This window comes from Nocardia amamiensis (assembly GCF_015477605.1).
GTDB classification, from domain to species: domain Bacteria; phylum Actinomycetota; class Actinomycetes; order Mycobacteriales; family Mycobacteriaceae; genus Nocardia; species Nocardia amamiensis_A.
The window spans coordinates 284,749-309,486 of the sequence record NZ_JADLQX010000006.1 but is presented as its reverse complement, the minus strand read 5'-3'; the positions used below and the strand labels follow the sequence as shown (position 1 = coordinate 309,486).

The 24,738-nt window shown below is 68.6% G+C and carries 25 protein-coding genes and 3 tRNA genes; 13 read left to right on the top strand and 15 right to left on the bottom strand.

Features of this window, described 5'->3' with window-relative positions:
* Positions 1 to 90 precede the first annotated feature (90 nt).
* The 5 genes from IU459_RS11055 to IU459_RS11035 form a co-directional block, all read right to left on the bottom strand.
* The gene (locus IU459_RS11055; RefSeq protein WP_324198832.1) at positions 91 to 1,158 is read right to left on the bottom strand and encodes a fused (3R)-hydroxyacyl-ACP dehydratase subunits HadA/HadB; all 1,068 of its coding nucleotides are present in this window, start codon (positions 1,156 to 1,158) and stop codon (positions 91 to 93) included.
* A 183-nt stretch (positions 1,159 to 1,341) separates the two neighbouring features.
* On the bottom strand, positions 1,342 to 1,512 hold the full coding sequence (gene rpmG / locus IU459_RS11050; protein WP_011211653.1) for a 50S ribosomal protein L33: 171 nt from the start codon (positions 1,510 to 1,512) through the stop codon (positions 1,342 to 1,344).
* 41 nt (positions 1,513 to 1,553) lie between these two features.
* A tRNA-Met gene (locus IU459_RS11045) sits at positions 1,554 to 1,629 on the bottom strand.
* Positions 1,630 to 1,711: 82 nt separating this feature from the next.
* A tRNA-Thr gene (locus IU459_RS11040) sits at positions 1,712 to 1,784 on the bottom strand.
* 446 nt (positions 1,785 to 2,230) lie between these two features.
* A tRNA-Tyr gene (locus tag IU459_RS11035) sits at positions 2,231 to 2,313 on the bottom strand.
* A gap of 176 nt (positions 2,314 to 2,489) precedes the next feature.
* Here IU459_RS11035 and IU459_RS11030 point away from each other — a divergent pair.
* A complete protein-coding gene (locus IU459_RS11030) occupies positions 2,490 to 2,981 on the top strand; it encodes a YajQ family cyclic di-GMP-binding protein (RefSeq protein ID WP_195129371.1) in 492 nt (163 codons plus the stop codon).
* Here the strand turns inward: IU459_RS11030 and IU459_RS39640 are convergent.
* A complete protein-coding gene (locus IU459_RS39640; protein WP_195129370.1) occupies positions 2,968 to 3,993 on the bottom strand; it encodes a nitroreductase/quinone reductase family protein in 1,026 nt (341 codons plus the stop codon). The genes IU459_RS11030 and IU459_RS39640 overlap by 14 nt on opposite strands.
* A 126-nt stretch (positions 3,994 to 4,119) precedes the next feature.
* On the opposite strand from IU459_RS39640, the gene IU459_RS11020 reads away from it, so the two are divergent.
* Positions 4,120 to 4,584: a MarR family winged helix-turn-helix transcriptional regulator gene (locus IU459_RS11020; protein ID WP_324198830.1), complete on the top strand. Its 465-nt coding sequence runs from the start codon at positions 4,120 to 4,122 to the stop codon at positions 4,582 to 4,584.
* A 16-nt stretch (positions 4,585 to 4,600) separates the two neighbouring features.
* Here the strand turns inward: IU459_RS11020 and htpX are convergent, their stop codons facing one another.
* Together htpX and IU459_RS11010 are read right to left on the bottom strand one after the other, a co-directional pair.
* Positions 4,601 to 5,476: a zinc metalloprotease HtpX gene (gene htpX, locus IU459_RS11015; RefSeq protein ID WP_195129369.1), complete on the bottom strand. Its 876-nt coding sequence runs from the start codon at positions 5,474 to 5,476 to the stop codon at positions 4,601 to 4,603.
* Positions 5,477 to 5,598: 122 nt separating this feature from the next.
* The gene (locus IU459_RS11010; RefSeq protein ID WP_195129421.1) at positions 5,599 to 6,657 is read right to left on the bottom strand and encodes a polyprenyl synthetase family protein; all 1,059 of its coding nucleotides are present in this window, start codon (positions 6,655 to 6,657) and stop codon (positions 5,599 to 5,601) included.
* Positions 6,658 to 6,950: 293 nt separating this feature from the next.
* Here IU459_RS11010 and IU459_RS11005 point away from each other — a divergent pair, with 293 nt between their 5' ends.
* Genes IU459_RS11005 through IU459_RS10995 form a run of 3 tightly spaced genes read left to right on the top strand, consistent with a single transcriptional unit; the run spans position 6,951 to position 9,162 of the window.
* Positions 6,951 to 8,222, top strand: coding sequence for a geranylgeranyl reductase family protein (locus IU459_RS11005; RefSeq protein WP_195129368.1), 1,272 nt, complete (start codon positions 6,951 to 6,953; stop codon positions 8,220 to 8,222).
* A 16-nt stretch (positions 8,223 to 8,238) separates the two neighbouring features.
* Entirely contained in the window at positions 8,239 to 8,667 is a 429-nt protein-coding gene (locus tag IU459_RS11000) for a helix-turn-helix transcriptional regulator (protein WP_195129367.1), read from the top strand.
* A gap of 57 nt (positions 8,668 to 8,724) precedes the next feature.
* Positions 8,725 to 9,162, top strand: a complete 438-nt coding sequence (locus IU459_RS10995; RefSeq protein ID WP_195129366.1) for a VOC family protein — start codon at positions 8,725 to 8,727, stop codon at positions 9,160 to 9,162.
* Between the two features lie 59 nt (positions 9,163 to 9,221).
* Here the strand turns inward: IU459_RS10995 and IU459_RS10990 are convergent, their stop codons facing one another.
* Positions 9,222 to 9,728, bottom strand: coding sequence for a DUF2505 domain-containing protein (locus IU459_RS10990; protein WP_195129365.1), 507 nt, complete (start codon positions 9,726 to 9,728; stop codon positions 9,222 to 9,224).
* A gap of 39 nt (positions 9,729 to 9,767) precedes the next feature.
* Here IU459_RS10990 and IU459_RS10985 point away from each other — a divergent pair, with 39 nt between their 5' ends.
* The 4 genes from IU459_RS10985 (at position 9,768) to IU459_RS10970 (ending at position 16,706) form a co-directional block, all read left to right on the top strand.
* The gene (locus tag IU459_RS10985) at positions 9,768 to 10,223 is read left to right on the top strand and encodes a DUF3592 domain-containing protein (protein WP_195129364.1); all 456 of its coding nucleotides are present in this window, start codon (positions 9,768 to 9,770) and stop codon (positions 10,221 to 10,223) included.
* Positions 10,224 to 10,425: 202 nt separating this feature from the next.
* A complete protein-coding gene (locus IU459_RS10980; RefSeq protein ID WP_324198829.1) occupies positions 10,426 to 11,568 on the top strand; it encodes a glycosyltransferase family 4 protein in 1,143 nt (380 codons plus the stop codon).
* Between the two features lie 110 nt (positions 11,569 to 11,678).
* The gene (locus IU459_RS10975; protein WP_195129363.1) at positions 11,679 to 12,383 is read left to right on the top strand and encodes a demethylmenaquinone methyltransferase; all 705 of its coding nucleotides are present in this window, start codon (positions 11,679 to 11,681) and stop codon (positions 12,381 to 12,383) included.
* Between the two features lie 114 nt (positions 12,384 to 12,497).
* Positions 12,498 to 16,706, top strand: a complete 4,209-nt coding sequence (locus tag IU459_RS10970) for a bifunctional nitrate reductase/sulfite reductase flavoprotein subunit alpha (RefSeq protein ID WP_228837690.1) — start codon at positions 12,498 to 12,500, stop codon at positions 16,704 to 16,706.
* 48 nt (positions 16,707 to 16,754) lie between these two features.
* Here the strand turns inward: IU459_RS10970 and menE are convergent, their stop codons facing one another.
* The 3 genes from menE to IU459_RS10955 form a co-directional block, all read right to left on the bottom strand.
* The gene (gene menE / locus IU459_RS10965; RefSeq protein ID WP_195129361.1) at positions 16,755 to 17,906 is read right to left on the bottom strand and encodes an o-succinylbenzoate--CoA ligase; all 1,152 of its coding nucleotides are present in this window, start codon (positions 17,904 to 17,906) and stop codon (positions 16,755 to 16,757) included.
* A 336-nt stretch (positions 17,907 to 18,242) separates the two neighbouring features.
* Positions 18,243 to 18,635: a VOC family protein gene (locus IU459_RS10960; protein ID WP_195129360.1), complete on the bottom strand. Its 393-nt coding sequence runs from the start codon at positions 18,633 to 18,635 to the stop codon at positions 18,243 to 18,245.
* A gap of 1 nt (position 18,636) precedes the next feature.
* Positions 18,637 to 19,530 carry a 1,4-dihydroxy-2-naphthoyl-CoA synthase gene (locus tag IU459_RS10955; RefSeq protein ID WP_195129359.1) on the bottom strand — a complete coding sequence of 298 codons (894 nt, stop codon included), beginning with the start codon at positions 19,528 to 19,530 and terminating at the stop codon, positions 18,637 to 18,639.
* Positions 19,531 to 19,831: 301 nt separating this feature from the next.
* Between IU459_RS10955 and IU459_RS10950 the strand changes: the two genes are divergently transcribed.
* The 3 genes from IU459_RS10950 (at position 19,832) to menD (ending at position 22,976) form a co-directional block, all read left to right on the top strand.
* Positions 19,832 to 20,488: a PaaI family thioesterase gene (locus tag IU459_RS10950; RefSeq protein WP_195129358.1), complete on the top strand. Its 657-nt coding sequence runs from the start codon at positions 19,832 to 19,834 to the stop codon at positions 20,486 to 20,488.
* A gap of 75 nt (positions 20,489 to 20,563) precedes the next feature.
* The gene (locus IU459_RS10945; RefSeq protein ID WP_195129357.1) at positions 20,564 to 21,010 is read left to right on the top strand and encodes a DUF6918 family protein; all 447 of its coding nucleotides are present in this window, start codon (positions 20,564 to 20,566) and stop codon (positions 21,008 to 21,010) included.
* A gap of 322 nt (positions 21,011 to 21,332) precedes the next feature.
* On the top strand, positions 21,333 to 22,976 hold the full coding sequence (gene menD / locus IU459_RS10940) for a 2-succinyl-5-enolpyruvyl-6-hydroxy-3-cyclohexene-1-carboxylic-acid synthase (RefSeq protein WP_195129356.1): 1,644 nt from the start codon (positions 21,333 to 21,335) through the stop codon (positions 22,974 to 22,976).
* Positions 22,977 to 22,992: 16 nt separating this feature from the next.
* Here menD and IU459_RS10935 read toward each other — a convergent pair whose 3' ends face one another.
* The 3 genes from IU459_RS10935 to IU459_RS10925 form a co-directional block, all read right to left on the bottom strand.
* Positions 22,993 to 23,220: a hypothetical protein gene (locus IU459_RS10935; RefSeq protein ID WP_195129355.1), complete on the bottom strand. Its 228-nt coding sequence runs from the start codon at positions 23,218 to 23,220 to the stop codon at positions 22,993 to 22,995.
* A gap of 67 nt (positions 23,221 to 23,287) precedes the next feature.
* Positions 23,288 to 23,530, bottom strand: a complete 243-nt coding sequence (locus IU459_RS10930; RefSeq protein ID WP_067468900.1) for a hypothetical protein — start codon at positions 23,528 to 23,530, stop codon at positions 23,288 to 23,290.
* Positions 23,531 to 23,640: 110 nt separating this feature from the next.
* Positions 23,641 to 24,144, bottom strand: a complete 504-nt coding sequence (locus tag IU459_RS10925; RefSeq protein ID WP_195129354.1) for an SgcJ/EcaC family oxidoreductase — start codon at positions 24,142 to 24,144, stop codon at positions 23,641 to 23,643.
* A 64-nt stretch (positions 24,145 to 24,208) separates the two neighbouring features.
* Between IU459_RS10925 and IU459_RS10920 the strand changes: the two genes are divergently transcribed.
* Entirely contained in the window at positions 24,209 to 24,667 is a 459-nt protein-coding gene (locus IU459_RS10920) for a MarR family winged helix-turn-helix transcriptional regulator (RefSeq protein WP_195129353.1), read from the top strand.
* Positions 24,668 to 24,738: the final 71 nt, after the last annotated feature.

Sequence of the window (24,738 nt, the reverse complement as noted above, 5' to 3'; positions counted from 1 at the left end):
TACAGAGCAGCGCGCAGCGGCTGGTGACCCCAGAAACCTGAGTGTACGTTACCGCGCGCGGCATTAGCCAATCAGGGTCGGCCGACCAGGTCAGGCCAGTTGCACCGTCGCGGTGGCGCGGCCGAAGATCTTCTTTCCCGCCGACTTCGCCACGATGGCCACGACCGCGGTCTTGGCTTCCGGATCGACCGATTTCACCTTACCGGTGTACTCGACCTCGGCGGCCTCGTCGGTGCCCACGTAGACCGGGCTGGTGAAACGGACGTTGTACTCCTTGACCGCACCGGGATCACCGAGCCAGGAGGTGACGAAACCGCCGCCGAGGCCCATGGTGAGCATGCCGTGCGCGACGACGTCGTCCAGGCCGACCAGTTTCACGACCTCGTCGCTCCAATGGATCGGGTTGGCGTCGCCGGAGACGCCCGCATAGTTCACCAGATCGCCGCGGGTGAGCCGGACGGTACGCGGAGGCAGCTCGTCGCCGACCGAGACGTCCTCGAAGCGGATGGCGTGCTTGGTGCGGAGCCCTTCGGCGGCAGGGGCGACCGGCGCGGGCGCCTGGCTCGCGGGAGCCCCGGTGCGCGGGCGGTGTCCGGGCTCCTCCTCGCCGATGCCGTGCATGAGCACGTTGCGGACGGCGGCGGTGAGGTTCGGGTCGATGTCGCCGCCGCTGCGGCCGACCAGCGTGGTGTAGGTGGTGAGCACCAGTTCGTCGTTCTGCGCGGTGACGATGTTCTTGGTCACGATGATGTCGCCGCCGAAGGCCTGCCGGAACGAGTGCAGGTAGACGTCGCAGGTGAGCTGGTCGCCGACCTTGATCGGGCGGTGGAACTCCAGGATCTGGTCGGTCTGCATGATCTGGCTGAGGTCGTAGCCGGTGACGACCTGTTCGAACAGCTTGCGCTGGGCCAGGATGCCGACCAGGGAGATGAACGTGACCGGCGCGAGCAGGTTGTCGTAGCCGTATTCCTGGGCCACGTCCTCGTCCCAGTGCACCGGGTGGTAGTCCTGCACGGCACGGGCGTATTCCCGCACCTTCTCGCGGCCGACCTCGTAGTAGTCGTCGACGCGGTAGTGGTGACCGACCATCGCCGCGGCGTGGGCCGCGGGGTCGAGCGCCTCGCCCGTCTGGACCGCTTCGTCTGTACCGGTGTTGATTGTCACGGGAGGACTGTACCTATCTGACCCCGATGCACGGAGTCGGTGGAGCGCTCACCACCGCACCCACACCGTGAAAATGCGTCAGGGCCGGACTATTGTCCGGCCCTCGCGGTGTCACGGCCCGAGATACCGGGATGCGACTCCCGGCGCCATTCCACGCGGTAGTTCACGCGTGGAGAACTAGCGGGATTCGCGGTGCGCCCGGTGGGTGCCGCAGTTCGGGCAGAACTTCTTCAGCTCCAGCCGATCCGGATCGTTGCGCCGGTTCTTCTTGGTGATGTAGTTGCGATGCTTGCACTGCTCGCAGGCCAAGGTGATCTTTGGCCGGACATCGGTGGACTTCGCGGCCACGATATGCCTTCTTTCCGGTACCTGATGGGCTTGATCGGTTGTGGTAGCGATGGCCGGACTTGAACCGGCGACACAACGATTATGAGTCGTTTGCTCTACCGACTGAGCTACACCGCCACGGCGTCGCATTGCCATGGTGCCGAGCCCAACCCGCAACTACGGAAGCGATGCCGAGTCGGTCACCACCGGCAATCCGGCGAGCCCCCTAACGGAATCGAACCGTTGACCTTTTCCTTACCATGGAAACGCTCTGCCGACTGAGCTAAGGGGGCATGACTACTTCCGCACCGAGCCCCAAACGCTCGACCTCAGCGCGGTGAAGTCTTGAACGAGGTTACACACTCACCGGTCGCACCACCAAACCGCGTGGTCAGAGCTGCATTTTTGGCCGCGCGGGCGCGGCGTGTCCGCTCTCGCTTCGCTCGAAAACGAGAGTTGGGCCTATCGGGTCGCGTGAAGTGGCAATGGCGACCGTGGTGTTTGCGAATCTTTGGCCGCGCCTAGTTGCACTGCGTGTTCCCGTTGTAGCTCGCGTCCGAACGACTACGGTGCCGTGCGCTTGGAAAACCCGCGCCCGGCCGACCAACGCAACCACGGGAAGGGGGGTCCGGGGGGCGAAGCCCCGCCGGGCGGGGCGTGGGGGTTGCACCCCCACAAGAGAAGACGAAGCGAGCCCCGTACGCGCATTCTGCGTACAGGGCTCGCCTATCGAGCGGAGTGGCAGGTGTAGGATTCGAACCTACGTAGGCTTTCACCGACAGATTTACAGTCTGCTCCCATTGGCCGCTCGGGCAACCTGCCTTTTGCGCATTGTTTCTGCGCGCTGAGCAGAATACATCGAACCCGCACCCTGAATGCAAACCGGCTGGCTATCGGCTGTGCGGCGCGACTACCCTCGGCCCTGGCGGGTAGAACTGACGAGGGCCGGAAGCCTCCGGTTCAGATGACCTCCTCGACCGTCAGAACAGGAGCGCAGCGTGGCTGATTCGTCTTTCGATGTGGTGAGCAAGGTCGACCGGCAGGAGGTCGACAACGCCCTGCATCAGGCGGAGAAGGAGCTCAACACCCGCTACGACTTCCGCGGCACCGGCGCGTCCATCGAGTGGTCGGGCGAGGACAAGATCGTGCTCACCGCCGAGGCGGAGGAGCGGGTCAAGGCCGCGCTGGAGGTGTTCAAGGAGAAGCTGATCCGGCGGGACATCTCGCTGAAGGCGTTCGACGCGGGCGAGCCGGTGTCCTCCGGCAAGGTGTACAAGATCACCGGTTCGCTGGTGCAGGGCATCGATTCCGAGCACGCGAAGAAGATCTCGAAGAAAATCCGCGACGAGGGCCCCAAGGGTGTGAAGGCACAGATTCAGGGTGACGAGCTGCGGGTCACCAGCAAGAAGCGCGACGATCTGCAGGCGGTCATCGCGCTGCTGAAGGGCGAGGATTTCGGCATCGCGCTGCAGTTCGTCAATTACCGCTGACCGCGGGTCGCAGCGCGGCCGGGTCGGTCGCGTTGAGCGCTTCGACCAGGGTGTCTTCCTCGTAGTCGAAGTGGGTTTCCAACGCCGTTGCCAGGCGGTCGAATTCAGTGCGCAGCCGAGCCGGGTCGGCCGGTTCCGGCTCGTCCAGCAGGGTCCGTAGCCCGGTCAGTGCCGTGGCCACCGTGCCGTGTTCGCGATGCAGTCGCTCCACCACTGGCGCGAGTTCGGGCCGCAGCCGGATCAAGGCCGGAAAGACACCGTCTTCGCTGGTGTGGTGCTCGCCGAGCGCACCGCAGAAAGCGACGCAGTGGGCGCGCAGATCCTGCGGGAATGCGGGTTTCGCCTTGGCGTCGGGTGCGCGGAGGTATTCGTCGAGACCTGTGCGGACGGTGGTGAGGTCGCGGCGCAACTGGGCATGCACCTGGCGCAGGTGGTCGCCGATGGCCGCGGCACGCTGCCGAGCAGGCGCGGCCGCATCCGGCGAGCCGCCCGTGAGCACCCCCGCGGCTCCGGCCGCGACGGCCGCGGTGGCGCCCGCGCCCGCCAGGAAGCGCCGCCTGCGCAGCTTCGGCTCCGCTACCCGATCCAGTGCGACCACCGGGATGATTCGCTCTGTCGCCGCTTGGTAAGCGGCGAAGGCCGGATCGTCGCTCGCCTGTGCGGCGTAGTGGCGATCCCGTTCGGCGCCTTCGAGGATTCGGGCGTGTGCGGGATAGGTCTCGATCCGGTCCCCCATGCCGATCTCCACGGTCACTTCCGGATTCGCCCGCACGTTGTGAAACCAGGTGGGATGGGCGTCGGCGCCGGCGTTGGACCCGAACACGAGGACGCGTGCGCCGTCGCGGCGGTAGACGACCGGCACGGTGTGCCGACGGCCGGTTCTGGCCCCGACAGTGGTCAGCAGCAGGAGCGCAGCCCCTTCGAACATCCCGCCGACCTCGCCCGCGTTGGCGCGGAACTCCGTGATGATCGCGCGGTTGAAATCCGCTGGCCGAGCCTCCGGATCGGTCATCGCCGACGCTCCTTCCCGGCGCGGCGCACTCGCCGCGACCGCTGGTTATAGCCTGATGTCGAAATCGAATTTTGCTTTGCAAGCAAATCTACTTTGTAAGCAAAGACTATTTGGGAGGTGCGTGGCGTGTCAACCGAGGAGCGGGCGGGACTCGGCGTCGATGAGGGCATCCGCACTCTGCTGTTGCTCATGCCCAGGGTGGTCGGGCGGGCCAAGAAGCTGGGCATTCCGAAGGAACTGGAAGCCTTCTCACTCGCCCCCCGGCACCTATCGCTGCTGGCCAACCTGGTATTCGATGGACCGACCACGGTGACCGATCTGGCCGCGCGCCTGGAGGTGGCTCCGACCACGGTGAGCCTGATGGTCGGTGAACTCAGCAGACAGGGTGTGCTCGAGCGCGGCGCGGACCCGGACGACCGCAGGCGCACCATCGTCGCCATAGCGGCGGCTCACGAGACGTCGGTGCACAAGTGGCTGGGCCGCAGCGCGCGGGCTTGGCGAACGGTGCTGGAGCCGCTCACGCCGGAGCAGCGGCGATTGTTCGTCGATACCTTTCGCGCCTACGAAGACCAGTTGGCCATGGACGACTGAGGCGAACGCCGGGAAGTCAGTACCGGCGCGGGCCGCCCGCCATCTCCTCCAGCCGTTCGACGCGTTCGGCGATGGGCGGGTGCGTGGAGAACCAGCGCGTGGCCCGCTCACCCGGGCGGAACGGGTTGGCGATCATCAGGTGCGACTGTGCCGCCAGCTTGGGCTCGGGCGGCAGCGGAGCGGCGTGGACGCCACGCTCGATCTTGCGCAGCGCAGAGGCGAGCGCCAGCGGGTCGCCGGTGAGCTCGGCGCCGGACTGATCGGCTTGGTATTCGCGCGAACGGGAGACGGCCAGCTTGATCAGCGTGGCGGCGATCGGACCGAGCAGCGACACCAGCAGCACGCCGAGGATGTTCGGGCCCTCACCGTTGCGGTTCCCGCCGAACATGGACGCGAAGAAGGCCAAGTTGGCCAGACCGGAGATGACAGCCGCCAGCGCGCCGGCGATCGACGAGATCAGGATGTCGCGGTTGTAGACGTGGGAGAGTTCGTGGCCGAGCACGGCGCGTAATTCGCGCTCGTCGAGAATCTGCAGGATGCCGCTGGTGCAGCAGACCGCGGCATGCCGAGGGCTGCGTCCGGTGGCGAACGCGTTGGGCGCGTTCGTCGGGCTGATGTACAGCCGCGGCATCGGCTGGCGGGCGGTGGTGGCCAGCTCGCGCACGATCCGGTAGACGACCGGCGCCTCCAGCTCGCTGACCGGCTGGGCGTGCATCGCCTTCAACGCGATCTTGTCGCTGTTGAAATAGGCGTACGCGTTCATGCCTACCGCCAGCAGGATCGCGATGACCAGGATGGTCGGGTTGCGGAACATCGCACCCGCGAACACGATCAAGGCCGAGAGACCCACCATCAGCCCGAAGGTCTTCAGTCCGTTCGCGAACCCGTGCACCTGCTGTCCCGCCTCACTCCCCCGCCTCTCCGAGTATTCAGGCCGTATTGCATGACACAAGGTCAACGATAGGAGCCCTGGGCAAAGTTCCGGTGAACCATGGTGGCCGCGCGGCCGACGGTTCAGCCGACGCGTTCGATGGTGTAGCGGACCAATCGCTCGAGTGCGTCGTTGGCTGGGCCGTCGGGCAGCGCGGACAGTTCGGTGTAGGCGAGCTCGGCGTAGCCTTGCAGCTTCTCCTTGGCCAGCACCATGCCCCGGGAGCGGGAGAGCAGATCGAGCGCCTCGGCCACTTCGTCATCGGTTTCCAGCGGCCGGGCGAGCAGCTTGCGCAGGCGGTCGCCTTCGACGCCCTCTTCGCGCAGCGCGTACAGCACCGGCAAAGTGTGCACGCCTTCGCGCAGGTCGGTGCCCGGTGTCTTACCGGACTGCTCGGCGGCCGAGGAGATGTCGATGATGTCGTCGGAGATCTGGAAGGCGGTGCCGACCGCGTCGCCGAGCCGGGCGAGTCGCTCGACGTGCTCGGGGTCGGCGCCGGAGAAGGTGCCGCCGAAGCGTCCGGCGGCGGCGATGAGCGAACCGGTCTTCTCCCACACCACGCGCAGGTAGTGCTCGACCGGGTCCTGGGACTCGCGGGCGCCCATGGTCTCGCGCATCTGACCGGTGACGAGTTCGGCGAAGGTCTCGGCGATGATGCGCACGGCATCGGGGCCGAGGGTGGAGGTGAGCCGGGAGGCGTGCGCGAACAGGTAGTCCCCCGCGAGGATGGCGATGTTGTTGCCCCACCGCGAGTTCACGCTGGGAGCGCCGCGGCGCATCGGGGCCTCGTCCATGACGTCGTCGTGGTACAGCGTGGCCAGATGCACCAGCTCCACCACGGTGCCCGCGGTGATCAAGTCGGGATCGGCCGGGCGCGGGCCGAGCTGGCCGGTGAGGATGGTGAACAACGGCCTGAACCGCTTGCCACCGGCCTTGGCCAGGTGCAACGCGGCTTCCTGGAGGAATTCCGCACCGTCGGACAGCTCGTCGACCAGGAGTTTCTCGACTTGCTCCAAGCCGTCGCGCACCGTGGCGGCGAGCTGGTCGTCACCGAGATCGACGCCGGCCACCACCGTGTTCCCGGCGTTGCCTGCGCCGTCGTGCGCATCCACGATTCGCTCGCTGCGCTCGGCTGTGTCCATGTTTCGCTCGCTGCGCTCGCTCATGCCTGCGCCTCGCTGACGCTCGGCTCCGGCACGAGCGAGATGCTCGGCTGTGTCCATGTTTCGCTCGCTGCGCTCGCTCATGGCCGATCTGCTCATTTCTTCTCCCAGCGACGCGTCCGACCCCACGGTAGAGAACCTAGCGTGTCCCCGGCCGATGGCCCATGAACACCGTCACTCTGCGGCGGATCTGTCTTGTCGCCGTTCGCCGTCGGGGCCCTCGGCGCGGCCGCCGTCGACAGCGACGAGACGGCCCTGCGAGTATGGACCGCATGGGTTCACCGGAAGCGACTCCCGCGGGCGGCGACGAGGACGCGCTGCCCAGCCGGGCCGAGGTGCTGGTCGTCGGTGCTGGTCCCGCGGGCGCGGCGTCCGCAGCGTGGGCGGCCAGGGCGGGACGGGACGTGGTGCTCGTCGACTCCGCCGTGTTCCCCAGGGACAAGACCTGCGGTGACGGACTGACCCCGCGCGCGACCGCGGAACTGGAGCAGCTCGGCCTCGGCGAGTGGGTGCGGGCACACATCGTCAACCACGGTCTACGGATGACCGGCTTCGGCCGCGAGGCGCTGCTGAGCTGGCCCGGCGGTTCCTTCCCGACCTACGGAAGCGCCGTTCCGCGAACCGAACTCGACGACAAGCTGCGCGAGACGGCGGTGAAGTCCGGCGCGCGCATGGTGGACGGAACGAAGGTGGTGGACGTCACCCGGGATGGCGACCGGGTCACCGGCGTGACGGTGCGCACGGCCGATGGCGTGCGAACGATCGCCTGCCGGACGCTGGTGGTCGCCGACGGGGTGCGCTCGCCGATCGGGCGGCTGCTCGGCCGCACTTGGCACCGGCAGTACGCCTACGGCACCGCGGCGCGCGCTTACATCAAATCCGGCCGCAGCGATGATCAGTGGATCACCTCGCATCTGGAGTTGCGCGACGCCTCCGGTGCGCTGGTTCCCGGTTACGGCTGGGTGTTCCCGCTCGGGAACGGCGAGGTGAACATCGGCGTCGGCTCCCTGGCCACGGAGCGGCGGCCCTCGCATATCGCGCTGAAACCGCTTCTGGCGCATTACACGGCGTTGCGCACGGAGGAATGGCAATTCGAGGGCTCGCTGCGCGCGGTGGCCTCGGCGCTGCTCCCGATGGGCGGCGCGGTGTCGAATGTCGCGGGCCGCAACTGGGTGCTGGTCGGCGACGCCGCGGGCTGTGTGAACCCGCTCAACGGCGAAGGCATCGACTACGGCCTGGAAGGCGGCCACCTGCTGGCCGATCTGCTGGACGAGCCCGACCTCACCACGATCTGGCCGCAGGTGTTGCGCGCACGCTATGGCCGGACCTTCTCGGTCGCGCGCCGGATCGCGGGCCTTGCGACCCATCCGCGCATGGTTCCGCTCGGCGGCCCTCCGGTGATGCGCTCGAAGTACCTGCAGCGCACAGCCGTTCGCGTGATGGGCAACCTGGTCACCGACGAGGACGTGGACCTGACCGCGCGGGCATGGCGCGCGGCCGGACGGACATCGATGCGTTTCGACGAACGCCAGCCGTTCGCCTAGGAATCCTGGTGGCGCGATGGGCGAACAACCAGCTCGCGGATTGCCGGCGCTGTATCTGCTCCCGCATCTGCGCCGCGCCAGGGACCTCGCGGACCGGCATTACGCCGACCCGCTGAATCTGGACGAGCTGGCGGCGGCCGCGGGGGTATCCAAGTATCACTTCTTGCGCGCCTTCGCCGCGGTCTACGGCCTGACTCCCGCCGCGTATCTGGCGCAGCGGCGCATCGAGCGCGCGCAGGATCTGCTGCGCGCGACCAATCTCACGGTCACCGAGGTGTGCATGATGGTCGGCTACAGCAGTCTCGGCTCGTTCAGCAGCAAATTCCGCCAGCTGGTCGGGATCACACCGTCGCAATATCAGGCGAATTTCGCCGACGGCGCACCGCGCATTCCCGGCTGTTTCGTCTTCATGCACGGCCTGTCCGACCGCAAGCCGGCGGACTGAGCGAACAACGCAATTTCGGAGAAGCCTCGGCAATGTGTCCCGCCATAGCCTGGGCGCATGACGACGATCACAAATGTTTCCCTGGTCACGGTGTATGTGACGGATCAGGACGCGGCCAAGCAGTGGTACATCGACAAGCTCGGATTCGTCGAGACCGCTGACGTCACGATGGGCGATAACGGCTTCCGGTGGGTCACGGTCGCGCATCCGGCACATCGGGAGCTGGAGATCGCGCTGATGCTGCCGGGGCCGCCGCTGGACGAGCACTACGCCGACGCTGTCCGGCGCGCGCTGGCGAGCGGCACGCACGGCTCGCTCGGTCTGCGGACCGAGAACTGTCAGAAGACTTTCGAGGAACTCACCGCCAAGGGGGTCGAGTTCATTCAGCCGCCCGCCGAACGGCCCTACGGGACCGAGGCGATCATTCGGGACAACTCGGGGAACTGGCTGGTCCTGGTGGAGCCGAAGGAGTACTCGACGGAGGACTTCGCGTAGTACCCGGCCGGGCGATCGAGGCGTTGCCCCGGCTCGCGCTGGGGCAACGGACGGATTCGTCAGGCGGTCGGTTCGGTGGTCAGCCACTCCTCGATGAATTTGCGCTCGCTCTTGAGCACCCGGTGGTGCAGTTGTTCGGCGAGCGGCTCGATGGCGCCGCCGACCAGAGGGACCTTCACCTGCACGGTGCCTGCCACCTCGAGCTCGGAACCTTCGGCGGTGGAGCGTATTTCGTAGGTCCCGGACATGGCGGTGTTGATGCCGCCGGTACCGGCCTCGAAGGTGCCCTTGGCGACCTCGCCGGCCAGGGGCTGCCAGTTGTCGGTGCGGGAGAAGGTGAGCTCGCTTTTGAGCACCTTGCGCACCAGCGCGGGAATCTTGTCCTCGGCGGCCTTTTCGGTCATGTGGATGCGGATGGTGCCCGCGCCGTCGGGATGCGATACCTGCAGCGTCGCGGTCGGGGCGTCGGCGAAGCGGGCCTGCCAGACGTCGTCGGTGATGAGTGCCCGGTGGAGATCTTCGACCGGGACGGTGTAGGGCACGGTGAAGCTGAATTTTCGGGACATGGCCGCCACCGTAGCCGAGCGGGTCGGTAGCCTGTGGCGGTGTCGGAAACCAGCCAGTCCACCGGGCGGCCGATCCGCCTGCGACGGGCCAGGATCGGCGTGCTGATCGCCGCGACCGCCGTCAGCGTGCTGGTCGCGCTGCTGGTGCTGGCCGCGTGGCGCAACGACTACCTGATCAGCTCCGACAAGGGCAGCACCACGGCCGAGGTGCTCTCGGCGGGGCGGCTGCGCTCGGCCGTCATGTACGTCACACCGGACGGTGAGACGCACAATCCGAAGGTCGGCGTGCTGTATCCGACCAACCTCACCGCGGGCGAGCGCATCCGCGTGGAGTACAGCCGCAGCGACCCCGACCTGGTGCGCGTGGAGGGCCGCGACGTGCGCGTCGCGATTCCGCCCGCGCTGTCGGTCATCGTGGCGGTCTGGCTGCTGGCGCTTCCGGCGTTGTGGCTGCTCACGCGGGTGAGCAAGCGCAGGCCGACGCCGGTCGGCTGAGCCGTCCCGGTGCGGCTCGCATATCCAGGGTCGAGTGTTCCGGCGCGTTGATCTGACCGGCGGGTCGAGCGTTGCGGTGGCTGCACACTTCCCGGCCCACGACCGTTGCCGGTGACTTGCGGCGCCGATAGTTCGCCGGAACTTTCCGTGCGCTTCACTTCGGCGTGACGGCGCGGCGCGATGCGGCGGTCAGGCTGGGAGCGTGCGAGTTGCGATCGTCGCGGAGTCGTTTCTGCCGAATATGAACGGCGTGGTCAACTCCGTGCTGCGGGTGCTGGAGCACCTGGACCGGCACGGACACGACGCGCTGATCATCGCGCCGGACACCCCGCGCGGGCTACCCGCCGCAGCGCCCAGCTACGAGCGGTTCCCGGTCCACCGGGTGCCTGCGATCATGGTTCCGAAGGTCAGTTCGCTTCCCGTTGGACTGCCGCAACCGGGCATCGTCTCGGCCATCGACGACTTCGACGCCGACGTGGTCCATCTGGCCTCGCCGTTCCTGCTCGGCGCGGGCGGCCTGGGCGCGGCGCTGCGTTTGGACCTGCCGACCGTGGCGGTGTACCAGACCGACGTCGCGGGCTTCGCGAAGAGTTATGGACTCGGACTGGCGAGCCGGGCGGCCTGGGCATGGACCCGGCGCATCCACGAGGGCGCCACCCGCACCCTCGCCCCGTCCCGGGCAGCGGCTGAGGACCTGGCCAGGCACGGTATCCCGCGTGTGCACCGGTGGGGCCGCGGTGTCGACATCGCGCGTTTCACACCCAGCGCCCGATCCGCCGAGCTGCGCGACGCCTGGCTCGCCGGACGCGAGCGGTTGCTGGTCGGTTTCGTGGGACGGCTCGCGCCGGAGAAGCATGTCGAGCGGCTCGCGGTGCTCGCCACCGACCCGGACATCCAGCTGGTCGTCGTCGGCGACGGGCCGGAGCGCCAGCGGCTGGCCCGGATGATGCCGACCGCGGTGTTCACCGGCGAGCTCGGTGGCGACGAGCTGGCCCGCGCGTACGCCAGCCTGGACGTGATGGTGCACGCGGGCGAGCACGAGACGTTCTGCCAAGGCGTGCAGGAGGCGCTGGCGTCGGGCGTCCCGGTGATCGGTCCCGACGCGGGCGGTCCGCGCGATCTCATCGCGCACTGCCGCAACGGCTACCTCCTTCCGGTGGACCGGTTCTGCGAGCTGCTGCCCAGCGCCGTGGGAGCGCTGCACGATCCAGCGCTGCGGACCCGATTCGCGGGCGCGGCCAGGAAATCGGTGCTGTCGCGCACCTGGCCCGCCATTTGCGATCAACTGATGGGCCACTACGCCGAGGTGACCGGGACCCGGATCCGCTTGCCGCATACGGCTTGACCGGGACGCGGATCCGCTTGCCGCATACGGCTCGAGACCGCGATCGGACGTGACCGACGTATCGTCGTGCCGTGCTGGGTTCGTCCCGGGCCGGGAGTTAGTGTCTTGGCGTGGCGAAAACGCAATCGAACCGGGCCTCGTTGGACAAGCAGCCGCGGGAAGTCGCGGCGATGTTCGACGGCGTGGCCCGGCGATACGACGTGACCAACACGGTGATCTCCGCGGGTCAGGATCGCTACTGGCGCTGGGCGACCCGCAAAGCGCTCGCGCTGCGACCGGGTGAGCGGTTGCTCGATCTGGCGGCCGGGACCGGCGTGTCCACCCTGGAGCTGCGGAAATCCGGCGCGTGGTGCCTGGCGGCCGACTTCTCCAAGGGCATGCTCGCCGCAGGCCGGTTCCGCGACGTGCCGATGGTGGCGGCCGACGCGATGGCGCTGCCGTTCGCCGACAACTCCTTCGACGCGGTGACCATCTCGTTCGGGCTGCGCAACGTAGCGGACACCGACCTCGCGCTGCGGGAAATGCTGCGGGTCGCCAAACCGGGCGGCAGGCTGGTGGTGTGCGAGTTCTCCACACCCGTCATCCCGGTGTTCCGCACGCTGTACCTGGAGTACCTGATGAAGGCGCTGCCCAAGGTGGCACGCGTGGTCAGCAGCAATCCCGACGCCTACGTCTACCTGGCCGAATCCATCCCGGACTGGCCGAACCAGCGCCGGCTGGCGATGCGGATCGCGGCCAACGGGTGGGCGTCGGTGAAGTGGCGCAACCTCACGGGCGGTGTCGTCGCCTTGCATCGCGCGTACAAACTCGGCTGATCCGGAGACCCCCATCACACCTCACCGCCAAATTTCTGCGCGGTGAGGTGGAATGTCACCTGCCGATAACGCGGGGTAAATCCGGCGCAATCGGCGGTCCGCATGATCGAAGGCATGTCTGACGCAGTGACCGGCCGCAGCGACGGCAACGCCCGAACGGCGTGCTCGTACTGCGGCGTCGGCTGCGGGATGACGGTGCAGACCAGCTCCGGCGGCGTGGGCAAGCCGGTGATCGCCAAGGTCAGCGGCGACAAACTGCACCCGGCGAACGCGGGGCGGCTGTGCACCAAAGGCGCGACGCACGCGGAGCTGATGCGCACCTCCGGCCGGATGGAGACCGCATACCGGCGGTCGGAGCGTGGCCAGGTCCCGGTGCCGTTTCCCGTCGACGAGGCCGTGCACGAGGCCGCCACCCGGCTGCGGGCAATCCTGGACGAGCACGGTCCGGACGCGATCGCCCTGTACGTCTCCGGGCAGATGTCGCTGGAAGCGCAGTACCTCGCGACCAAGCTCGCCAAGGGCTATCTGCGCACCATGCACATCGAGGCCAACTCGCGGCTGTGCATGGCCAGCGCGGGGACGGGGTACAAACAGTCGCTCGGCGCGGACGGGCCACCCGGCTCCTACGACGACTTCGAACACGCCGATCTGTTCTTCGTGATCGGCGCGAACATGGCCGACTGCCACCCGATCCTCCATCTCCGCATGGCCGACCGACTCAAGGCGGGTGTGAAGCTCATCGTGGTCGATCCGCGCCGCACCGAGACCGCCGCGCGCGCCGACCTGTTCCTCCAGATCGCACCCGGCACGGATCTCGCGCTGCTGAACGGGCTGCTGCACCTGCTCGTCGAAAACGGCGACATCGATGCGGAGTTCATCGCCGAGCACACCGAGGGCTGGGACGCGATGCCGGAGTTCCTGGCCGACTACCCGCCTGCGCGGGTCGCCGAGATCACCGGACTCGCCGAAGCCGACATCCGCACCGCCGCGCAGTGGATCGGCGCGGCGGGTGAGTGGATGTCGCTCTGGACGATGGGCCTCAACCAGTCCACGCACGGCACGTGGAACACCAACGCCCTGTGCAACCTGCACTTGGCCACCGGGGCCATCTGCCGTCCCGGCAGTGGGCCGTTCTCGCTCACCGGCCAGCCGAACGCGATGGGCGGGCGCGAGATGGGCTACATGGGGCCGGGACTGCCCGGTCAGCGCAGCCTGCTCTCCGCCGACGACCGCACGTTCGTGGAAACCGAGTGGGGCCTCGAACCGGGCACGCTGCGCACCGAGGCCGGGCCTGGCACGATCGAGATGTTCCGCGCGCTGGCCGAGGGCACGATCAAGGCGGCGTGGATCATCTGCACCAATCCCGTTGCCACCGTGTCGAACCGGAAGACGGTGATAGCGGGCCTGGAGGCGGCCGAACTGGTGATCGCCCAGGACGCCTACACCGAAACCGCGACCAACGCCTACGCCGATCTGCTGCTGCCCGCCACGTTGTGGGCGGAAGCCGATGCGGTGATGGTGAATTCCGAACGCAACCTCACCTTGTTGCAGCAGTCGGTCCCGCCCACCGGCGACGCGCGGCCGGACTGGCAGCTGATCGCCGATGTCGCCACCGCGATGGGGTTCCCCGGCTTCGAGTTCGCCTCCAGCGCCGAGATTTTCGAAGAGATCAAGCGGTTCGCGAATCCCGCGACCGGCTACGACCTGCGCGGCGTGAGCTACGAGGCGCTGCGCGACGGGCCCATGCAGTGGCCGTGCGCGCAGCCCGAGCGCAGGCGCAACCCGATCCGGTACATCAACGATGGGGTCAGCCAGACGCTTTTCGTCGACGAGAACGGCCATCAGCCCCGGCTCGCTTTCGCCACACCGAGCCGCCGGGCGGTGTTCTGGCCGCGGCCGCACATGCCGCCGCGGGAGATGCCGGACGACGACTACCCGTTCTTGCTCAACACCGGCCGCCTGCAGCACCAGTGGCACACGATGACCAAGACCGGCAAGATCGACAAGCTGACCAAGCTGAACGGGGCGCCGTTCGTCGAGGTCCACCCGGCCGATGCCGAGCGGCTCGGCCTGCGCAAAGGTGACCAGCTCGAGATCGCCTCGCGTCGGGGTCGAGCCGTGCTGCCGGTGCAGGTCGGCGACCGGGTTCGCCAGGGCGATTGCTTCGTGCCGTTCCATTGGAACGACGAGCAGGGCGAATACCTGACCATCAACGCGGTCACCAACGACGCGGTCGACCCGGCGTCGCTGCAACCGGAGTTCAAGGCGTGCGCGGTGGCGCTGCGCCGGATCGCCGCCGCGCCGCAGCCGGAGATGCCCGCCGCACTGCCCACGGTGGAGTCGGCGCACCCGCTGGCGGCCGTGCTCGGCCTGGACAGCGGCACCGCACCCACGCTCAGCGAGACCGAGCGGATCTACCTCAGCGGCTATCTGGCCGCGCTGCAAGCGCTTCCGGTGACCGGGCAGCCTGTGCTTCCGGAGTCGGCGCCGATGTCCGCACACACCAGGCTGTGGGTCGACGGCCTGCTCGCCGGCATGTACTCGCGCGACACGGCGGTCCCGGTGGCCGCGCCGAGCGCGAGTGCCGCCGCACGTGTGATCACGGTGTTGTGGGCTTCCCAGACCGGCACCGCGGAGGAATTCGCCGCCAAGGCCGCCGCGCGCTTGGCCGAGGGCGGTTTCGCGCCCCGGCTGCTGGACCTGGATTCCTGCGACCTAGCCGCGATCAGCGGCGACGTGGTGCTGATCAGCAGCACGTTCGGCGACGGCGGGCCGCCGGACAACGGAGCCGATTTCTGGGATCGGCTGGCCGAGAGCGCGGCGCGGCTGACCGGTGTGCGCTACGCGGTGTTCGCTCTCGGCGACTCGTCCTATGACGACTTCTGCGGCTACGGCCGCAAACTGGACCAGAAGCTGGCCCAGCTGGGCGCGACACGGCTGCTCCCGCGCGTCGACAGCGAACCCGACTACCAGGACGCCGGCGAGCGCTGGCTCGCTGACGTGCTCGCCGCGTTCGGCGACGGTCCGGCAGGCCCGTCCGACGAGCCAGGGTCCCCCGCCGATCCGCCGGCACGCGGCGGGCTCGGCTCCGTGCGCACAACAACTCACACCGGTTCGGTAGCCACGATGGAGCGTCCGACCGCCGCGCCCGCGCTCGGCCGGACCCGTACCGCTCCCGCGCCGTTCACCCGCAGCGCGCCGCTGCGCGCCCCGCTGGTGCGCAATGAATTGCTGTCGGCGGGGGATTCGCCGAAGGAGGTGCGCCGGTTCGGGTTCGATCTGCGTGGTCTCGAGGCCGGATACGAAGTGGGCGATTCACTGGGCATCTGGCCGGTGAACTGCACCTCGCTGGTCACCGAATGGCTGACCGCCACCGGCCTGGACGGCCGCCGGGTGGTCGAAGTCGACGACCGCGAACTACCGCTGGCCGAGGCGCTGCGCACGCATTACGACCTCACCAAGGTCAGTCACGACCTGCTCGGATTCCTCGCCGAGCGCAATCACAGCGGCAGGCTCGCCAAGCTGCTGCGCAGGGACAATCGCAACGAGCTGGCCAACTACCTGTGGGACCGGCAGGCCGTCGACGTGCTGCGCGATTTTCCGGTGCGGGCGGACCTGGTGGAGTGGCTCGGCACGCTGAAGAAGCTGCAGCCACGGCAGTATTCGATCTCGTCGAGCCCGCTGGTGAGCCCGGATGAGGTGGAGCTGACCGTCGGCATCGTCCGCTACGGCGACCCAGCGGCCATCGGTTCGGCCGCGCGCCGTGGCGGGGTGTGCTCGACCTTCCTGGCCGACCGGGCGGGTGCCGACCTCGCCGACGCGGCGGTGCCGATCTTCTTGCAGCGGGCTCCGCACTTCCGTCCGCCCGCCGACCCGGCCACGCCGATGATCATGGTCGGGCCGGGCACCGGCATCGCGCCGTTCCGCGGGTTCCTCCAGGAACGCAGAGCCCTCGGCTGCACCGGACGCAACTGGCTGTTCTTCGGCGATCAGCACGCGGCACACAACTTCTACTACCGCGCCGAACTGGAGGACATGTTCCGCTCCGGCTTCCTGACCCGGCTCGACCTGGCCTTCTCCCGCGATCAGCGCGAGCGGATCTACGTGCAGCACCGGATGATCGAGCACGGCGCCGAGCTGTGGTCCTGGCTGCGCGAGGGCGCCCACTTCTATGTCTGCGGCGACGCCAGCCGCATGGCGAAGGACGTCGACGACGCGCTGCTGCGGATCGCGCGCATCCACGGCAAACTCGACGAGGACGGCGCGCTGGCGTTCAAGAAGCAGTTGGTCGCCGAAAAGCGCTACGTCCGCGACGTTTACTGAGCTGGAACGCCAGTTCCTGGGTGCCGCCCGCGTTGTGCCGACCGCCGGCTAGTCGGCCAGCAGGTATTCGCGGAGTTTCGCGCGGTCGGGCTTGCCAGGGCCGCGGAGCGGGATCTCGTCCAGCACGGCCAGCTCGCGCGGGGCGGCGATGGTGTCCAGTTCCGCGATCACGTGTTCGCGTAGCTCGTCCAGGCTGGGTGCGGCACCAGAGGCGGGCACAACGGCGGCGGCGACGCGCTCACCGAGCCGTTCGTCCGGCAGCCCGAGTACCACCACCTCGCTGATCGCGGGATGGGTGCTCAGCACCGCCTCGACCACCTGTGGGATCACCAGCAGGCCGCCGGTCGTGATCGCCTCGTCCAGCCGCCCGGTGATGGTCAGCACGCCGTTCTGGAACGTGCCCGCGTCCTCGGTGCGGAACCAGCCCGGTTCCGCGAAGGCGGGATGGTCGGGCTGATTGCGATAGCCGGAGGCGATCATGGCGCCGCCGATCACCACCCGGCCGTCCTCGATGCGCACCTTCGTGCCGTCCAGCGGCACGCCGTCGTATACGCAACCTCCGCAGGTTTCGCTCATGCCGTAAGTGCGGACCACGGTAATGCCAGCGGCTCGGGCGCGCTCGTACACCGGAAGCGGTGTGGCCGCGCCGCCGACGAGCACGCCGTCGAGCTCGGCCAGCGCCGCGGCGGCGAGCGGGGAGTCGAGCGCCTTGATCAGCTGGGTCGGGACCAAGGCCGTGTACCGGCGCTCGCCGCGCATGCCGGAGATGGCGCCCGCGAGCGCTTCGGGCAGGAATCCGCCCGACACGTCCAGCACCGTGGGTTCGGTGCCGGCCAGGATGCTGCGCAGCAGCACTTGGATGCCCGCGATGTGATGGGTGGGCAGGGCCAGCAACCAGTTGCCGGGCCCGCCGAGCCGCTCATGCGTCGCGGTGCAGCTGGCGCGCAGGGCCGCCGCGCTGAGCATCGCGCCCTTCGGCACACCTGTGGTGCCGGAAGTGGTCACGACCAGGGCGACCTCGTCGTCGATCGGTTCTCCCGGCGACAGCGCGTCGCTCAGCCGTCTCGCCTCGCGCCGGTCGCTGGTGGGAATCGGCAGCCACGCGGCCCCATTGCCCTCCAGCGCCTGCCGCAGGTGCGGCATGACGTCGCCGAGACCCGATCCGGTGGGCATCGGCAAGGTTCGCAGTGTCTTACTCATGACCGATCTCGCCGTTCGCCCGGCTCGGTCGTGCCCAGAGCCGCTGTGCCCATGGCTCGCTCGCTGCGCTCCCTCACAGTAGGGATCGTGTCATGCCCGCGTCGCCGCACGCGGAACGGGTCGGTTTGCTGGGGTGGCGCCGCAGCGGTGCGGCCACCCGGACGGATCGGGGCTCGAGTACGACTGGCATCGGGACTGCGATTCACTCGTCGGACGGGACGCGGACACGGCACCCCGGACGTCGGCGGTCGGGTGGCCGTCTGAGCGTTATCGTCCTCGCCGGTTGTCGCGTTGGCAACTCGACGCGACCCGCCGAGCTACCGAACGGAACCGATGTCACGAGGGTGACCAGCGAGAATCCCGTCGTATCGGATGGGAGGGCGGTACTTCGACGAACACGATCGGCACGCCGTCGGGATCGCGCACCCACATCTCGACCAGGCCCCATGGCTCCTCCACCGGGGCACGGTCGATCACGATGCCTTTGAGCGAGAGCTCCGCGGCGGCATCGGACAGATCGCGGACCTGGAGCCAGATGGCGCCTTCGAACGACGACGAGCTACCCGATCCGCCGTGCGCCGCCACCTCGATCAGCGACTGTCCGGCGAAGAAGACCGTGCCGCCGGGATACTCCCGCGCGATGGCCAGCCCCAGCCCGTCCCGGTAGAAGGCGAGCGTGGCCGCGTAGTCGGCGGGACGCAGGATGATCCGGCTGCTGAGGATGTCCATGTCAGAAATACCAGGGATAGGGGGTCCAGTCCGGCTTGCGCTTCTCCAGGAACGCGTCGCGGCCTTCGACGGCTTCGTCGGTCATGTACGCCATCCTGGTCGCTTCGCCCGCGAACAGTTGCTGGCCGACCAGACCGTCGTCGAGCAAATTGAACGCGTACTTCAGCATGCGCTGCGCCTGCGGGGACTTGCCGTTGATGTCGGCCGTCCATTCCAGCGCCACGTCTTCCAGCTCGGCGTGGTCGACGACCTTGTTGACCGCGCCCATCTGGTGCATCTCCTCGGCGGTGTAGGGACGGCCGAGGAAGAAGATCTCGCGGGCGAACTTCTGGCCGACCATCTTGGCCAGGTATGCGCTGCCGTAGCCGCCGTCGAAGCTGCCCACGTCGGCGTCGGTCTGCTTGAAGCGGGCATGCTCGCGACTGGCCAGGGTGAGGTCGCAGACCACGTGCAGGCTGTGGCCGCCGCCCGCGGCCCAGCCGTTCACCAGCGCGATCACCACCTTCGGCATGAAACGGATCAGCCGCTGCACCTCGAGAATGTGCAGCCGGCCCGCGCGGGCCTGGTCGACCGTGTCCGCGGTGTCGCCACTGGCGTACTGGTAGCCGTTGCGTCCGCGGATGCGCTGGTCGCCGCCGGAACAGAAGGCCCAGCCGCCGTCCTTGGGGCTCGGGCCGTTCCCGGTGAGCAGCACCGCGCCGACGTCCGGCGTCATCCTGGCGTGGTCGAGTGCCCGGTACAGTTCGTCGACCGTGTGCGGGCGGAACGCATTGCGCACCTCCGGCCGGTCGAACGCGACCCGCACGGTGCCCTGATCGATATGCCGGTGGTAGGTGATGTCGGTCAGGTTCTCGAATCCCGGAACGGGGCGCCACAGCGTCGGATTGAACGTCACGCTCGTGATTATTGCTGTTGTCCAATTTGCAGTGCCTGCGGCATTCCCCGTTCGCGGCCCCCTCGTGGCTCGCCTTCGAGCGACCGCCGCCGGCGACTGCGTCGCGGACGCGGCGGCCACTCGGACGCGAGCCGGGCCGCGCAACGGGGAATGCTCGGTCCCGCTGCGCTCGAAAAGGGAAACTGCGCCAGCGTGGTTGGGCGGCGAGGTGTGGTGTCCGACCGCGCCCGCGGTACGGCGTGTCCGCTGTGTCAGCGAGGTCACGACTTGACGGTGTAAAACGACGCGTTACCGTGCAGGTATGAGCGAACGAGTGAAACCTGTTATCGACCGGAGCGCGGTGGACGAGTCCCGGTACGAGAAGCACGGCGGATTCCCGAAGGTCACCGCGGCGCGGGTCGGGCCGAACTTCGGCGCGTTCGTCGAGGCCATGCGGACGCTGCAGGATCTCGCGGTCGCCGTGGACGCGCCGGACGACGTCTTCGGAGCGGCGCAGGCCAAAGCCCGGGAGCTGATCGACCTGCTCGAGCCGTACCGCGCGCCGGAGTTGCAGGGCCCCGCGGGCCGGGCCGTCGAATTGCCCGGACGCGGGAGCCTTTTGCTGCTGCCATGGCGGGTGGTCGAGGCCGGACCGGACGGAATCGAGATGACCGGCGTGTTCCGCCGCTTCCACCTCGGTGGGAACGGGGCCGCGCACGGCGGCGTGCTTCCGTTGCTGTTCGACGACCTGCTCGGCATGATCGTGCACTACGCCGGACGGCCGATCAGCCGCACGGCGTACCTTCACGTGAACTACCGCAAGATCACCCCGCTGGAGGCGCCGCTGACCGTTCGCGGGCGGGTGGACCGGATCGAGGGGCGAAAAACTTTCATCACCGCCGAATTGCGCGATGAGCAGGGCGATCTGCTCGCCGACTGCGAGGGATTGATGGTGGAGTTGCTGCCCTGGCAGCCGTAGCCGGGTGAACGCTGGCGCGGGTGCGTATAGTTGCCCTCGCTCGTTCATCGATATCGATCCCGGAGGAACCCCAAAGTGGTTGCAGCACTGTCTGAATCCCTGCTCGACGACGCCAAGCGCCCGGCTTTCCTTGCCGATGCCGTCGAGGTTCTCGACGCCGAGGTCTCGGACAAGGGTGGTGCGTCCGGCCTGGCCGTGAAGGGTGGCTACGCGGCGGTCAAGAAGATCAGCCCGACCATCGTGTCCGATGCGCTGGAGTCGTTGGCGCCCAAGCTCGTCGCGCAGCTGGAGCCGTTCTGGCAGGAGTACGCCGCGTCGGGCTCCGGCAAGTTCGCCGATCTGCTCGTCGCCAAGTCCGACGAGGTCGCCGAGGCGTTGCTCGCCGTCACCGACGCGCGCGCCGATGCCTCCACCCGGCCCGCCCTGAAGAAGGTCTACTCCTCGATGCGCTCGTCGGCGAAGAAGAACGTCGTCGAGGCGCTGCCGCGGGTCGGCGACCTGATCCAGAAGCACGCCAACTGATTGCGAGGTCGCACATCGGGGCGCTCCGGCCTCCCGGCCCTCGATGTGCGACGCACGCGCGACATATCGATCCGCACCGAGCAGCCGAGATCGACTCCCGGACCCAGAACATCACGAACGGCGCTGCCGCTCGCCCAACAGCACCGCTCGAGCCGGACCCACGTCCAGCACGAATCCGGTGCCGCCGACGTGGCCGAACAACGTCGCTCCGGTCCGGGCCAGGGCTCGCGAATCCTGCCGCGCTGTGGACGTGGCCCAACAGACACTGAGATATGCCCCTCCCGGACGTCGAACAGGCCGAACTGTCTGCCAGTCTGGAGGCGTGAACCCGTCTACAGCACAAGCGCAGGTCGTCGTCGACGAACTCGTGCGCGGGGGCGTGCGGGATGTCGTCCTGTGCCCCGGCTCCCGGAACGCTCCGCTGGCCTTCGCCCTGCAGGCCGCCGACGCGGCCGGGCGGTTGCGGCTGCACATGCGGATCGACGAACGAACGGCGGGCTTCCTCGCCGTCGGACTCGCCGTCGCGAGCAGGCTCCCGGTCCCGGTCGTGATGACCTCGGGCACCGCGGTGGCCAACCTCGGGCCCGCCGTGCTGGAGGCCAACTACGCCAGGGTCCCGCTGGTGGTGCTGAGCGCCAACCGGCCCTACGAGCTGCTCGGCTCCGGCGCCAACCAGACCATCGAGCAGTTCGGCCTGTTCGGCAGCCAGGTGCGCGCCACCATCTCGCTCGGCCTGGCCGAGGAGGAGGCGGGCGACGCCGACCATCCGCCCTACGGTAAGCAGAACAGCCAGTGGCGCTCGACGGTGTGCCGGGTGCTCGCCGCGGCACGCGGCACCCGCTCCGGCAACGCGGGTCCGGTGCACTTCGACGTCCCGCTGCGCGAACCGCTCGTCCCCGACCCGATGCCGAACGAGTCGGCTCCCGCGGGCCGCGCAGGCGAGTGCGCCTGGACCGAGACCCAGTACGCGACGCTGGACGTACCGCTCGATCTCGATCTGTCCCCCGACACCGTGGTGATCTCCGGACACGGCGCCGGGCTCCGGCCGGAACTGGCGGCGTTGCCGACCGTCGCCGAGCCGACCGCACCCATGCACGGCCCCGCGCTGCACCCGCTCGCGCTGCCGCTGCTGCGGCCCCGGCAAGCGATCATCACCGGCCGTCCGACCCTGCACCGCCAGGTGTCGAAGGTGCTCGCCGACCCGGACGTCCGCGTGTACGCGCTCACCACCGGCCCGCGCTGGCCCGACGTGTCCGGCAACGTGGTCGGCACCGGAACGCGCGCGGTCACGACGGGCGAACCGAGCGCCGAATGGCTGAACCACTGCCACGAACTGAACGCGAAAGCCGACCAAGTGGTGCGCGCCGAACTCGCGCGACACCCGAAGCCGACCGGACTGCACGTCGCCGCGGTCGTGATGGACGCGCTGCGCGACGGCGACCAGCTCCTGCTCGGTGCGTCGAACCCGGTGCGCGACGCGGCGCTGGTATCCCACCCCCGCCCCGGCATCAAGGTGCTGTCGAATCGCGGCGTTGCCGGTATCGACGGCACGGTGTCCACGGCGGTCGGCGCCGCACTGCACCACCCGGGCCGCACCATCGCGCTGATCGGCGACCTCACGTTCCTGCACGACGCCTCCGGCCTGCTCATCGGGCCCGGCGAACCGCGACCGGCCGATCTGACCATCGTGGTCGCCAACGACGACGGCGGCGGCATCTTCGAGTTGCTCGAGCAGGGCGATCCGCAGTACGCGGGCGTGTTCGAACGGGTCTTCGGCACGCCGCACGGCATGGATCTGGCCGCGCTGTGCGCCGCCTACCGCATCCCGCACCGGCAGGTCGATCCCCAGCAGCTGGCCGTCGAGCTGACCGGGCACGCACACGGCATGCGGGTGCTGGAGGTCGCCACCGAACGGTCGAGCCTGCGTGAACTGCACGCGACGGTGCGAGCGAAGATCCAGCCCTGACCGGACTCGGGTCCGGTCAGTAATCGAATTCGTCCTCGACTTCGTCATCCAGCGGGACCGAGATGGATTGTTCGACCACGTCCGCCGGATTGGCGTCCCACACGTCGCGCTCGATGACCGCCCGCTCCGCGCTTTCTTCCCGCTCCGAGACGTCGTCGGGTAGGACCGGCTCCTCCGGATACGCCGGAATGGACTGCTCCGCGAGATCGGCCTCGGGAACCGCGTCCGCAAGGGGATCTGTCATCGTGCGCTCCTTTCCGCGTAGGACTCTCGATCGGCATACCCGCCGTGGCACGCCGCAATCATGTGCGTTATCCCGCCTCGTCCGCACGCGGGGCCGCTGTGTTCGCGGGATGCTCCACCAGTGCGAGTGTGCGCCCGGCCATGAACCGCGCGGTGCGCACCGCCGTCCCGGACCGCGTCACCTCACTGACTTCGACCACGCCGCGCGCGATCCGCACCTCGACGCGCCGCCCGGCCCGCGTAGCCGCGATCTCGTAATTGCGAGACCCGTCGCCGACATCGACGACGATCTCAACCCGATCACCCTTCATCCTCCAATTGTCCGCTTTTCCAGGGGTTTTCGCCGCTACGGCTGGATAACGGCGGTACAGCGCGGGTCGTCTCGAGCGCTGGTCAGGACAGCCGCGTCAGGCACGGGCGGCTACGCCGCCGCCCGGCGCAGACCGAGTCCCAGCATGCGCGCGATGCGGCTCATGAGCTGGGACATCGCGGCCGGAAAGGAATCCGGCTCGGGGACCGTGACCGGGCGGACCCGGCCGTTGTGGATCGCGCTGACCCGCCAGCCCCCGGGCGTGCACACCAGCACGAGCGTCTGACGCGAGAGCCTGCGCTTGGGCAGCCGGGAACGCCATGGCATCAGCACCGACGCGGTGCCGTGCAGGATCGCGACGTCCGGAGTGACGAAGCGGATCGACTCCACATCGCCGACCAGTGCCGAGCCCGCCAGCACGCCGCGAAAAAGCTTGTCGTGATTGCGCTGATGCTCGGCGCGGCCGATCGCGCGGGTGCCGTCGTAGGACACATAGTCGGAGTCTTCGGTGAACAGCGCGGCGTACGCCGCGGCGTCGTTGGCGGTCCAGGCCCGCATGAGGTCCTGGAACAGCGCCCGGATCTGGGCGGCGTCGGTGGCGGTCTGGTCGGTCATTTCTGGTGTCCCTGCCTGTGCTATCGTTTCGATGAACGAAATATACGCTAACAGAAAGTTTCGAATGTCGAAAGATGACCTCATCGGCGAGATCGGTACGCAGTTGCGGCTGCTTCAGCAGAGCTTCGACCTCTTCGACGAGGCGGTCGCCGCGCGTCTCGGTGTGAACCGCACCGACCTGCGGTGCTTGGATGTCGTGCTCGGCCGCGGCCCGCTGCCCGCCGGCGAGCTGAGTGCCGCGCTGAAACTCAGTCCGGCGGCAACGACTACGGTCATCGATCGCTTGGAACGTGCCGGGTTCGTCGCTCGCGGCCAGGATCCGGCCAACCGGCGCCGGGTGCTGGTGACCGCCACCGACGCCGCGAGCGAGGTGGCGCAGCGGATCTTCGAACCGGTCGGCCGCGCGGGCGCACAAGCTCTCGGCCGCTACGACACCGGCCAGCTCGCGCTGATCCTCGACTTCCTGCACACCGCGCTCGCCGTCCATCATGAGCAGACCGATCGCGTCGTGTCGGAAGGCTGACCCGGTCCGCGCTGTCAGCCCACGGGGCGTAATTCGCTGCCGATGAATTTCGGGAGGCTTGCGCGTCCAAC

Bases quoted from the DNA above. Each gene is read 5' to 3' on its own strand.
- IU459_RS39640 (WP_195129370.1), bottom strand. From the start codon at position 3,993: ATGACCGATCCGGAGGCTCGGCCAGCGGATTTCAACCGCGCGATCATC.
- IU459_RS11010 (WP_195129421.1), bottom strand. From the start codon at position 6,657: ATGGACACAGCCGAGCGCAGCGAGCGAATCGTGGATGCGCACGACGGC.
- IU459_RS11005 (WP_195129368.1), top strand. From the start codon at position 6,951: ATGGGTTCACCGGAAGCGACTCCCGCGGGCGGCGACGAGGACGCGCTG.
- IU459_RS11000 (WP_195129367.1), top strand. From the start codon at position 8,239: ATGGGCGAACAACCAGCTCGCGGATTGCCGGCGCTGTATCTGCTCCCG.
- IU459_RS10995 (WP_195129366.1), top strand. From the start codon at position 8,725: ATGACGACGATCACAAATGTTTCCCTGGTCACGGTGTATGTGACGGAT.
- IU459_RS10990 (WP_195129365.1), bottom strand. From the start codon at position 9,728: ATGTCCCGAAAATTCAGCTTCACCGTGCCCTACACCGTCCCGGTCGAA.
- IU459_RS10970 (WP_228837690.1), top strand. From the start codon at position 12,498: ATGTCTGACGCAGTGACCGGCCGCAGCGACGGCAACGCCCGAACGGCG.
- menE (WP_195129361.1), bottom strand. From the start codon at position 17,906: ATGAGTAAGACACTGCGAACCTTGCCGATGCCCACCGGATCGGGTCTC.
- IU459_RS10960 (WP_195129360.1), bottom strand. From the start codon at position 18,635: ATGGACATCCTCAGCAGCCGGATCATCCTGCGTCCCGCCGACTACGCG.
- IU459_RS10950 (WP_195129358.1), top strand. From the start codon at position 19,832: ATGAGCGAACGAGTGAAACCTGTTATCGACCGGAGCGCGGTGGACGAG.
- IU459_RS10935 (WP_195129355.1), bottom strand. From the start codon at position 23,220: ATGACAGATCCCCTTGCGGACGCGGTTCCCGAGGCCGATCTCGCGGAG.
- IU459_RS10930 (WP_067468900.1), bottom strand. From the start codon at position 23,530: ATGAAGGGTGATCGGGTTGAGATCGTCGTCGATGTCGGCGACGGGTCT.
- IU459_RS10925 (WP_195129354.1), bottom strand. From the start codon at position 24,144: ATGACCGACCAGACCGCCACCGACGCCGCCCAGATCCGGGCGCTGTTC.
- IU459_RS10920 (WP_195129353.1), top strand. From the start codon at position 24,209: ATGTCGAAAGATGACCTCATCGGCGAGATCGGTACGCAGTTGCGGCTG.